Source organism: Devosia sp. (genome assembly GCF_036406155.1).
Classification (GTDB): Bacteria; Pseudomonadota; Alphaproteobacteria; order Rhizobiales; family Devosiaceae; genus Devosia_A.
Map to the genome: position 1 here is coordinate 1 of NZ_DASWVV010000140.1, position 9907 is coordinate 9907.

Here is a 9907-nt window from a genome sequence, read left to right on the forward strand (position 1 = left end):
CGATCGCGGCCGCCCGCAGCCGCCCCGAGCCGCTCTCGCGCAGCACCCGCCGCAGCGCCGGCTCCTGGCTGCGCTCGATCCCCGTGCGCACCATCCGCACCGCCCACAACAGCAGCGCAACCGAACCCGCAAGCTGCAGCAGCACGAGGTACAGGTTCAAGCTCCGGGATTGACGGAGGCGCGCGCCAACGCCGGCGCAGACGCGATCAGGCGTCGGGTGTAGCTGTGCGCGGGGGCTTGCACGATCTGTTCTGCATTGCCCAGTTCCACCACCCGCCCGCGATGCATGACGGCGATGTCGTCGGAGACCCAGCGCACGATTTCTATGTCGTGGCCGATGAACAGCATCGCAAATCCGAGCCGCCGTTGCAGCGACCGCACCGTCTCGAGCACCTGCATCTGTACCGTTGCATCCAGCGCCGAGACGATCTCATCGCAGATCAGCAGTTCGGGGCCGGAAAGGAGCGCACGGGCAATGCATACCCTTTGCCGCTGCCCGCCGGAGAGCTGATGCGGATAGCGGTTCAGGTGGCCCGGCTCAAGTCCCACATCCGCAAGCGACTGCTCGAGCCGGGACCTGAGGCCGGTCCGGCCGGGGGTCTCCAGCAGTTCAATAGGCTCGCGCATCGTTTGCTCGATGGTGAGGCGGGGATTGAGCGCACCGTAGGGGTTCTGGAACACGATCTGGCATCGGCGGCGCTGCCGGGGCGACATCCGAAACCTTACCGCTGCCATCGAGTCGCCGAACAGCTCGATTTCGCCCATGTCGGGCGAGATGAGCCCGGCGACGATCAGGGCCAGGGTGCTTTTCCCCGAGCCGGATTCCCCCAGGATACCCAGTGTCCGCCCGCCGTGGAGCGGCAGCGAGATGCCATCGAGGACCTTGTTGGATTTCTTGAGCGGTCCACGCGCCGGGTAGGCATAACTCAGGTCGCGAATCACCAGCACAGGACGTTCGCTCGGGCGATCATGGCCGGCCTGCGGCCTCTCTAGCATCTGTCGAACCGACACGAGGAGTTTGGTATAGGCCTGCCGAGGCGCGTGGATGACCTGGCCCACAGGCCCCTGCTCGACAACTCTGCCGGACTGCAGCACGACGATGTCATGCGCCAGGCGGGCCGCCGCAGCCAGATCGTGCGTTATGAAGAGGATGGAGGTGTGGAGGCGTTGCTGCACGCGTTCAAGCAACTGCAGCACCTCGGCCTGGACAGTTGCGTCGAGCGCACTTGTCGGCTCGTCGGCGATCAACAATTCCGGTTCTGAAGCCAGCGCCATGGCGATCATGACCCGCTGCTGCTGGCCGCCCGACATCTGGTGCGGGTAGCGTCTCACCATCACCTCCGGGGTGGGCAGTTCGACCAGCCGCAACAGCTCGACGATGCGTTCGCGCTGCTCCGCTCCACGGCGGACGCCAAGGTGCCTGAGGGCCTCGGCGATCTGTGCCCCGACCGTCATGTATGGGTTGAGGCAACTCATCGGGTCCTGGAAGATCATGGCCATGCGCCGGCCGCGTATCCGACGCATGAGGCTTTCGTCGCGCAGTGGCAGCGGTTTGCCGCCGAGCAGCACCTCGCTGTGCGAAGCCAGCCGGAGGCCGGCTGGCAGGAGGCCCATGATGGCTGCCGCAGTCATCGACTTGCCCGAGCCGGACTCCCCGATGATCGCCAGCGTCTGCCCGCGCGGCAGCGTGAAGTTCACCTCGCTCACCACGGGGCGGTTGCCGATGGCGACCGCGAGTGCCCGTACTTCAAGCATGCCTTCGGTCATGACATCCTCGGATCGATGAGCCGGGCGATAATGTCCACGAGCGTGTTGATGACGACGAGGCTGACCGAGATGACCGTGATCGCCGCCATGATGACCGGATAGTCACGCCCGTGAATGGCGTTCAGCGCAAGGCTTCCAAGGCCCGGGAGCCCGAACAGCACTTCCATCGTGATCGTACCCGAAACGAGATTTGCCAGGACGATGCCGGACAGGGCGAGCACGATCGGCGACGCGGCCGGCAGGACGTGCGCTACGGCTACCTGCATCGGGGCGAGCCCCTTGGCGCGGGCCGTACGTACGTGCGGCAGCGACACGCATTCCCTCAGTTCCTCGCGCAGCGGCTTGACCAGCTGCCCGGCATTATCGAGCCCGATAATCACCAGCGCCATGCCGACGCCGCCCAGTACCGGCAGCCATCCGAGCCATATCGAGAACACCAGGATGCCGATGAATCCGACGCAGAAGGTAGGGGCGGCGATGGACCAGATGTTCAGCGCGTTGATCGCGACATCGAGAACGGTTGACCTCGTGCTCGTCGCGGCGACGGCCAGCACCAGCGCCAGGGCGAGGCCAATGGCGAAACTGCCGCCCGCGAGCATCGCCGAGACCGGCAGCGCATGCAGCAGCATGCCGGAAACCGGAACACCGTAGCGAAGCGACCTGCCGAACTCGCCCTGCAGCATCCCACCGGACCAGTCGAGGAACTGGTCGACGAGCGATTTGTCGATGCCGAGTTCCCTGCGCATGGCCTCGGCCTGGTCGGCCGTCAGCCCGCCTTCGAGACCGAGGACATCGACGACGTCACCGGGGACCACGCGGCAGAGCAGGAAGATGAGGAACACAATGCCCAGGGCTTGTGCCGCACCCCGGATTACGGTTGCAGCAACGGGTAGGTAGCGCCTCATGCCGGCCTCGCTTCCCGTCCGATCGCGCTATCGTCGCTTCGGACCGGATCGAGGCCACGGCGGAGGTGATCGCCGACGATCGAGATGCAGATCGTCAGGATGATGAGTGCAAGCAGCGGTGCCACGAGCACATGTGGCGCAGTCTGGATGGAACGTGCGGCGTCGGAGATCATGCGACCCCAAGTGGGTGCATCCGGCGACGAACCGACCCCCAGAAAGCTCAGCACGGATTCCGTGACGATGCACCGGGGAAGGATGATGGCCACCTGGGTGACGAGCGCGCCGGCGACGTTCGGCACGATGTGCCGGCCGAGGATATGCAGCCGGGTGCCCCCGAAGGTGCGCGCCGCGCGAACATAATCGCGGGCTATTTCCCGACGGTAGGACGCTCGCGCCACATAGGCGATCTGCGGGGAGAACGACAGGCCCAGGGCGAGGATCAGCGGCAGTGCGCCGCTGCCAAGAGCCACGATGAGCAGGAGCGCAAGCAGCGTTCCAGGCATGGCGCGGACCAGGTCGATGAAGCCGAAGACCAGCGCTTCGCTCACCCGGCCGAAGGTGACAGCCAGCAGACCGACCCCCGCGCCGAGGACGAACGCCAGCAGGGTGCCGACGGTGCTGACCAGCAGCGTCGTCCGTCCCCCGTCAAGCAGGCGGGCGAGCACATCTCGCCCAAGATGGTCGGTTCCCAGGAGGTGCACCCAACTGGGCGCATGGTTACGTATCAGCAAGTCCTGGGCCAGCGGTGAGTAGGTGCCGAGCAGCGGCGCGAGAAGCGCCGCTGCTATGATCGGTATGAGGGTGGCTGCCGCCAGGATCAGGCCCGCCGGCTGCTGTTGCAGCCCGCGGGTGATTGACGAAGTGTACCAGGCGGGAAATCGCAAGACAGCTGTTCCTTAGCTCGGGATCGCCACGGATCTAGAGCGACGCGTGTGCGACGCCGCCACTCGCCCAGTTGAGCGAGAAGCTGAAGCCCGCCTTGAAATCCTTGACCTCGTGGCGCGTGGCGAAGAGCCGTGCCGCGTGCCCCAGCACGACAAAGTACATGTTGTCGTGAACCATCTGGATCGCCTCCAGATAAAGGCCCCGCCGCTTGTCGGAATCCACCTCCTTGCTTGCCGCGTCGATGACCGCGTCGAGAGCGGGGTTCTGGATGTTGCCCCAAAGTGTCGGGTTGGGACCGTTGGACATCAGCCGGACGTAGCGCAGGAAGATGTCCGAGCGCGGACCGGATGACATCACGTTCATGTCCCAGTCGTCGCCGCTCAGCCGCTGCTGGGCGGCAACGTCGTCGAGGGCGGCGTGCTCCACCTGGAAGCCGAGCTGGCGCACCATTTGGACAATCACCTGGGCATAGTCCTCCTGCCAGGACACGAACCGCACCGTGTGCTCGGCAGGATTGACCCCGGCCTCGGCCAACAGGGAACGGGCCCTCTCGAGGTCCGGAGCCTTGAACGGGTCGGCATCGTGCATCGCCTGGTCGAAGTAGAACGTGCCCGGCTTGCTCATCTGGTTGGTCGTCACCGCCGTCGGACCGGCCTCGAAGTTCATGAAGGCCGCCTTGTCGATCGCGTGACCGATAGCCTGGCGCACGCGGATGTCGTCGAACGGTGCGCGCGCGCTCCTGTTATTGAAGGCCATGAAATACCATGTCGCATCCCCGAGCGGGTCGACATTGGCGACTCCGGCGGCCTTGATGGTCTCCGCCGCCTCGGCGCTTACCATCGCGATGTGCAGGTCACCTGCCTGCAGGGCCAGCGCCTTGTCGGCCTCGTCACGGATGTCGAACCAGAGGGCGGAGACCTTCGGCAGCCCTGCGACCCAGTAGTTGTCGAAGGCCGGGGCAGTGAAGCTGTCCTTGGGCTGCCAGGCGCCAAAAGTGAACGGGCCGGTGCCGATAGGGCGATTGATGGTGTCGTCCCATCCCTCGGACTTGGGGCTGACGATCCACAGCTCGGACAACAGATTGAGCAAAGGGGCATAGGGAGCCGACATGTTGACGACCACGGTGAGTTCGTCGGGCGCCTCGACGCTGTCCACGTATTCCATCGCCGAGACCAGCCAGCCCCCGGTGATCTTCTCCTTGACGCGCGAGAAGTTGGCCACGACGTCCGAGGCGGTGAGGGTGTCCCCATTGTGAAAGTGGACATTGGGGCGAAGCTTGAAGGTGTAGGCGAGCCCATCCGCCCGGGCGTCGATCGCCTCTGCGAGCCACGGCTCGACGCTGCCGTCGGGCGCGATCGAGGTGAGCGCCTCGACATAGACCTGTTGCACGGCAATGGTCCCGGTATGCCGATGCGGGTCGACCGTATCGAGGCCGAGTGTGCCGATCCGCAGCACATTTGCTCCTGACTGGCCCAGCGACAACGTGGGAAAGGCGGCAGCCATCAAGCCGAGGCTTGATGCGCCGACAAGGAAACTCCGGCGGCGAAGCGCCGGCAGGTAGGTCTTCATGATGCTGTTCCTCCTCGTTGAATTGGTCGCCCGTGTTTGGGGCAGTCAGTCTTGTTGCAGTCTCCGTCCGTCGACTTCGTCGACCGGACATTCCAAAAATTGAAGGATCGTTGGCGCGACATCGACCGCTGAAGTCGAGGCCTCGATCTCGGCACCCGCGGCGAAACCAGTGCCCTCGAGGATCATGAAGGGTGCTTGCTCGTGCGGCCCGAGCCCCCCGTGCATACCCATGCCGATCCAGTTGTTGGCGGGTGTGGGGGGCTGTGCGTTGTAGCTGGAACCAGGGACACCGAATTCGTTGGCGCCGTCGTCGCACGACATCGAGACTGCGAATGCCAGCCCCCCACCGGCCGGCAACCCGACCTCGTGAAGGCGATCCTCGCTGTAGCATGCGCCGCACCAGGACGCTTTCGACAGGAACGCAGCGATCGCCGGCAGCCTCTCGCGGGCCGCATCGGCAACGTAAATCAGTGCCGCAGTGCCATTGGGGGCGACGACGACGTCGTCGGAGTCGCGCGCTCCCTTGAGGCCGGCGCCGACAAGTTCGTGCGCGACATCCACGTTCGCGCGCACCGTCTCGTGCCCGTGGTCCGAGCAGACCAGAAAGAGGATGTCGTCCCCGGCCTCGCGGCAGGCATCCACGGCCGCGAGCACATCGGCGACGATCCCGTCGACCTGCTTGAGGATTTCGCGGTGACGGGGGGAGCCCAGGGGGGCCATGTGCTGGACGCAATCAGGTTCCGACAGCCAGAGCAGGGCGAAGGCCGGCTGCCTGTCCACGACGACCTCGGCGATGAAGCGGCGCGCGGCGTCGCAATCGCCGGCTATGCCCTTGGCCACGCGCAGTTCGCAGTCGCCCTCGAGCGGCACGCGCCCTGGCCCATACGAGCGCTCGCGGTGGTAGACGTGACCGTGGCCGTCCGGGTCGTGCATGTAGGCGGCGCCGGGGGACACGTTGTTGAAGATGATGGCGCCACCGCGTTCCGCGAGGAACTCGGCAAGCGTCGGCTTGTTCAGGACCGTGCCGGTGAGACGGCGCTTGTCGTCGAGGAAGGCCGGCTTGCCGACATCGTGCAGGACCAGTCGTCCCTCGTCGAGCAGGCAAACCGAATTGCCGGCGAGCCCGTGCCGCAGCGGATAACATCCAGTCGCAAAGGACGACGAGACGACGCGGGTGGACGACGGAAACACGCTGCGATGCGCGTTGAACCACGTACCGCGTTGCCTGAGCGCCATGAGGGTAGGGGTGTCGAGCGGGGAGACAAGATCCCGGCGCATGCCGTCAAGAACGACGGCGACGACCCGCCGGGGCTTTCGCTTGGCTCCGGTGGTCATGCGACGGTACCGTTGAGCACGAAGTGGAAGACGTCGAAATTGTAGGGGGCCTTCTCGCCGTACTGCTCGAGGAATTCCGGGCGAATGGGCTTCGAGACGATGAAGGGAACGTCGCGTTCGGCGAGGCTGCCGTGCGAGCGCAGGCGCGCTCCGGCGAGTTCGTCGATATTGTGCCAGCTGCGCCGGACCCCCAGGGCCACGCCCTTGGCGGCCACAAGCGTCACGTCGCCCTCCCGGGCGGGAGGCAGGTCGAACAGGCGGCAGGCTTCATCGCGAAGCAGCGCCATATGGATGCCGGGAATGGCGCTCGCGAAATCGCGCACCTCTTCATGCGGCAGATCGTCGAGGACGTGGATCCGCACGAACCCTCCAAGGGCGCCGTGGTGGCGCACAAAGGGGTCGGTGATCGGGCAGATCACCCTGGTGCGCCCCACGCCGAAGCGGGTGTCGAGCAGTTCCGCGACGTAGAGGATGTTCGGAGTGCCATCCGCCAGGGACAGATCGGTCATTCCGTGATCGGCCACCACGCCGACGGTCGCGCCGAGCTCGATCAGCCGGGCGACACGCGCGTCGACCTGCCTGATGAAGTCGTCCGATTCGGCCGCGCCAGGCGCATAGGCGTGCTGGACGAAATCGGACAGCGACAGGTAGATCAGGTCTGCTGCATCGCTCTCGAGCAGCCGCACCCCGGCATCGAGGACGAAGAGCGAAAGTTCGGCGGAGTACTGGTCGGGCAGGGTGGCGCCTCCCATTGCCTCCTCGGCGGAGATGCCATTCGTCTCGACGGTACATTCGTACGCCTTCTGGGCGGAGAAGGCGATCCCTCGCGGTCCGCTTCCGTTCAGCCCGGTGGCGAGTGCCTTGCGCAGCTTGTCCTTGGCCGTGACCGCGGCAACGCGCACGCCGGCGGCGGCCATGGTGGCGAGGATGGTCGGCGCCTCCAAGGTGACCTCGTCCGTCATCATGACTTCCGCGCCGGTTTCCCTGTCGAACCAGTAGTTCCCCGAAATACCGTGCACCGAGGGCGGGGCGCCGCAGACGATCGAGATGTTGTTGGGATTGGTGAAACTCGGCATCGCGGCAAGGCCGCTGGCGTAGTAGCCGCCTTCGGCCATCCGGGCGAGTGTCGGCGACAGCCGCCTCGCGAAGGCATCGGCAAGGTAGCTCGGATCGCAGCCATCATAGCAGATGACGACGACTGGACTCGTGGGTTTGCGATAGGCGCGGCCGTTGATCTTGAGCATGCTCTCGTCACTCGTTTACTTCGCCTGAGGATCGTGCGCCTTGCCGAGAGCAGCAATCGATGTTATTTCTGTGTATGTGAGAAAAGCTCAAAAACAACGCAGTCGACTTCCCTCGTTCCGCTCCCTCGCTGCGCTGGAGGCCGTAGTACGGCATGGCAATATTGTGTGGGCCGCCGATGAGTTGGGGGTGACGCCGGGGGCAGTGAGCAAGCAGCTCGGCAGCCTCGAGGAAGAGCTTGAGGCGCCGCTGTTTCATGACGGGCACCGATTGCGGCCGACGCCGGTAGCGATCGAGCTGGCGCAGACACTGGGCGTGGCCCTGCACCTGCTACGCGAAGGCTGGGATAAGGCGACACACGGCCTCGATACCGGGGTGGTGACCATCACCGGCAATGCCAGCCTGTGCATGCACTGGCTGGTGCCGCGGGTGTTGGCGATGCAGGCAGCGGCTGGCGGCCGCGCGATCCGCGTCACCTCGCTGCACACGAGTGACACTTGGTGGCAGTCCACGGTCGACATCGCAATCCTGAGGCATCGCCGGGTTCCCGTGGGCTGGGAAAGCCAGACGATCGGCACCGAGCGGCTGACCCTGCTCGGTTCGCCCGAGCGAGCCAGGCGCGCCGCCGAGCGGGGTATCGCGGCGCTTGGCGGCGAGACCTTCCTTGCCGCCGAGACGAGGCATGGCGACCTCGACCGCTGGCTCGCCGCCGCCGGTGTCGGAGCCGACACCGAACGTCGCGACTCGGTGCATTTCTACGTGGCCATCGAGGCCGCGCTCGAGGACATGGGGATGGTGGTGGCGCCGATCGCGCTCTGTCACGACCTCATCGCGCAGAAGCGGCTTGCGGCGCCCTTTCCCGCCTGCACCATCCGGGGTGCGGGGCTTGCCGGCGCCTACAACCGGGCCATCTGCAGCCCACGCACGGCCGAAAGTCTGTTCCGGTGGATGAAGCGGGAGATGCGCCGCTGTTCGATCCTGCCGGCGGTGTGAGGGAGCCAATCCCCACGAATGCACGGCGTCTCCCCAAGCGCCTTCTTGCGCCTGGCGGCCTCTATGTCAGCCGGATCGAAAAGGTGGCGATCAACGGTGGAACTTCCGGGCCCATTGCCAATGCGACACTCGCACGATGCTTCGATCAGGGGGGGCGCTGCGCCATTCGGGCTGAACCCCGGTTTCACGACAGCGAAGACCCCGGCGCGAATGGGCGCATCACGAGTTCTGCGTCACAACACGGCATCCGCAAATGCCGCGCCCGCCGGTTCTCCGTCAGCAAGTTGATCCACGCAGCGTCGTCCAAGTCGAAACTCTGGATGCTTTCCCCTTACTGACCGAGGCACCTAAGGCCCACAGCAACCTCCCCGCTGACACTCGCAATTCACTTGTCAGCACTCCGGTCAAGCCTACGATTAAAAGTGGGACCGTACGATCTCAGTCCCCCCTTGGACCCACAGCTTTCAAGGAGGGAAGACATGGACGGCCCCAAAATCCTGGCCAGCTACCGCGAGGAGCTAGCCGAGCATCTGAAAGCCTACACGCCACCGCAGTCAATCGCCCTGCCAATCTCGCCATGGCTTGCGATGTCGATACTGCAGAAGGCAGTTCGGCGAGGCCGCCGCGATCTCGCGCTGCAAGCTGCTGCAACTCTGTTGCAGGACGCGCCCGACAGGCTCTGGCGACGCCTCGGCACGGTCGCATATGAAGATGTTGGCGTGCCTTCACTAGCGACCGTTGGCCTCGTCACCGCGGCGCTTGTAGGCAAGCAGTTCCGCGCCACGGTCGGCGGGGAGTGGGCGGTTGCATCCTTCCTCGTGGACCGCCTGGTTGCCGCTCCGAAAAACAGGGGAGCGGACGACCTCTACATGGTCTGTGAGAGGCACCCGAGCTTTCGCAGCGCGAGGCAAGAGCTTGCGCATCTCGACATCGACCGCCTCATTGTGCTGGCAACGGGCAACGCCGAACTTCCACTTCGAGCCCTTGCTGCGTGGTTTGCACTCGGCACAGATCGATGCCCGTCGCCCTACCTAGCCACACGACGGGGAAAACCAGATCGGTTGCTCGATGTGTTCTGCGAGACGGGATACCAGCACACGGCGTACGAACTTGGGCGAGAGGCATTTCGAAAGATCGGGCTACCGCACTGCATCTTCGTACCGATGTTGCTGGCGATCCGACCGCATGTTCCCGCCGAGATCGCCGACGAT

8 protein-coding genes are annotated in these 9907 nt (G+C 65.3%); 2 read left to right on the forward strand and 6 right to left on the reverse strand.

Going from position 1 to position 9907, the window contains the following annotated elements; genetic code table 11:
• Window positions 1-156 precede the first annotated feature (156 nt).
• The 6 genes from VGD93_RS08880 to phnA are packed head-to-tail and all read right to left on the reverse strand — an operon-like array spanning window position 157 to window position 7705.
• Window positions 157-1767, reverse strand: a complete 1611-nt coding sequence (locus VGD93_RS08880) for a dipeptide ABC transporter ATP-binding protein (protein ID WP_395011228.1) — start codon at window positions 1765-1767, stop codon at window positions 157-159.
• The gene (locus VGD93_RS08885; RefSeq protein ID WP_395011230.1) at window positions 1764-2672 is read right to left on the reverse strand and encodes an ABC transporter permease; all 909 of its coding nucleotides are present in this window, start codon (window positions 2670-2672) and stop codon (window positions 1764-1766) included. Before VGD93_RS08885 ends, VGD93_RS08880 begins: the two co-directional genes overlap by 4 nt.
• Window positions 2669-3556: an ABC transporter permease gene (locus tag VGD93_RS08890; protein WP_395011232.1), complete on the reverse strand. Its 888-nt coding sequence runs from the start codon at window positions 3554-3556 to the stop codon at window positions 2669-2671. Before VGD93_RS08890 ends, VGD93_RS08885 begins: the two co-directional genes overlap by 4 nt.
• A gap of 34 nt (window positions 3557-3590) precedes the next feature.
• Window positions 3591-5126 carry an ABC transporter substrate-binding protein gene (locus tag VGD93_RS08895; RefSeq protein ID WP_395011234.1) on the reverse strand — a complete coding sequence of 512 codons (1536 nt, stop codon included), beginning with the start codon at window positions 5124-5126 and terminating at the stop codon, window positions 3591-3593.
• A gap of 45 nt (window positions 5127-5171) precedes the next feature.
• Window positions 5172-6461: an alkaline phosphatase family protein gene (locus tag VGD93_RS08900; RefSeq protein ID WP_395011235.1), complete on the reverse strand. Its 1290-nt coding sequence runs from the start codon at window positions 6459-6461 to the stop codon at window positions 5172-5174.
• Window positions 6458-7705, reverse strand: coding sequence for a phosphonoacetate hydrolase (gene phnA, locus VGD93_RS08905; RefSeq protein ID WP_395011237.1), 1248 nt, complete (start codon window positions 7703-7705; stop codon window positions 6458-6460). The genes VGD93_RS08900 and phnA overlap by 4 nt, the downstream gene beginning before the upstream one ends.
• Before the next feature lie 40 nt (window positions 7706-7745).
• Here phnA and VGD93_RS08910 point away from each other — a divergent pair, with 40 nt between their 5' ends.
• Window positions 7746-8696: a LysR family transcriptional regulator gene (locus tag VGD93_RS08910; RefSeq protein ID WP_395011239.1), complete on the forward strand. Its 951-nt coding sequence runs from the start codon at window positions 7746-7748 to the stop codon at window positions 8694-8696.
• Between the two features lie 479 nt (window positions 8697-9175).
• Window positions 9176-9907 (forward strand): hypothetical protein (locus tag VGD93_RS08915; RefSeq protein WP_395011241.1); only part of this gene is annotated, 732 nt, incomplete at its 3' end.

What these genes read in the sequence shown, in the direction of transcription:
- VGD93_RS08880 (WP_395011228.1), bottom strand. Translation starts at nt 1,767, where the DNA reads ATGACCGAAGGCATGCTTGAAGTACGGGCACTCGCGGTCGCCATCGGC.
- VGD93_RS08885 (WP_395011230.1), bottom strand. Translation starts at nt 2,672, where the DNA reads ATGAGGCGCTACCTACCCGTTGCTGCAACCGTAATCCGGGGTGCGGCA.
- VGD93_RS08895 (WP_395011234.1), bottom strand. Translation starts at nt 5,126, where the DNA reads ATGAAGACCTACCTGCCGGCGCTTCGCCGCCGGAGTTTCCTTGTCGGC.
- VGD93_RS08900 (WP_395011235.1), bottom strand. Translation starts at nt 6,461, where the DNA reads ATGACCACCGGAGCCAAGCGAAAGCCCCGGCGGGTCGTCGCCGTCGTT.
- phnA (WP_395011237.1), bottom strand. Translation starts at nt 7,705, where the DNA reads ATGCTCAAGATCAACGGCCGCGCCTATCGCAAACCCACGAGTCCAGTC.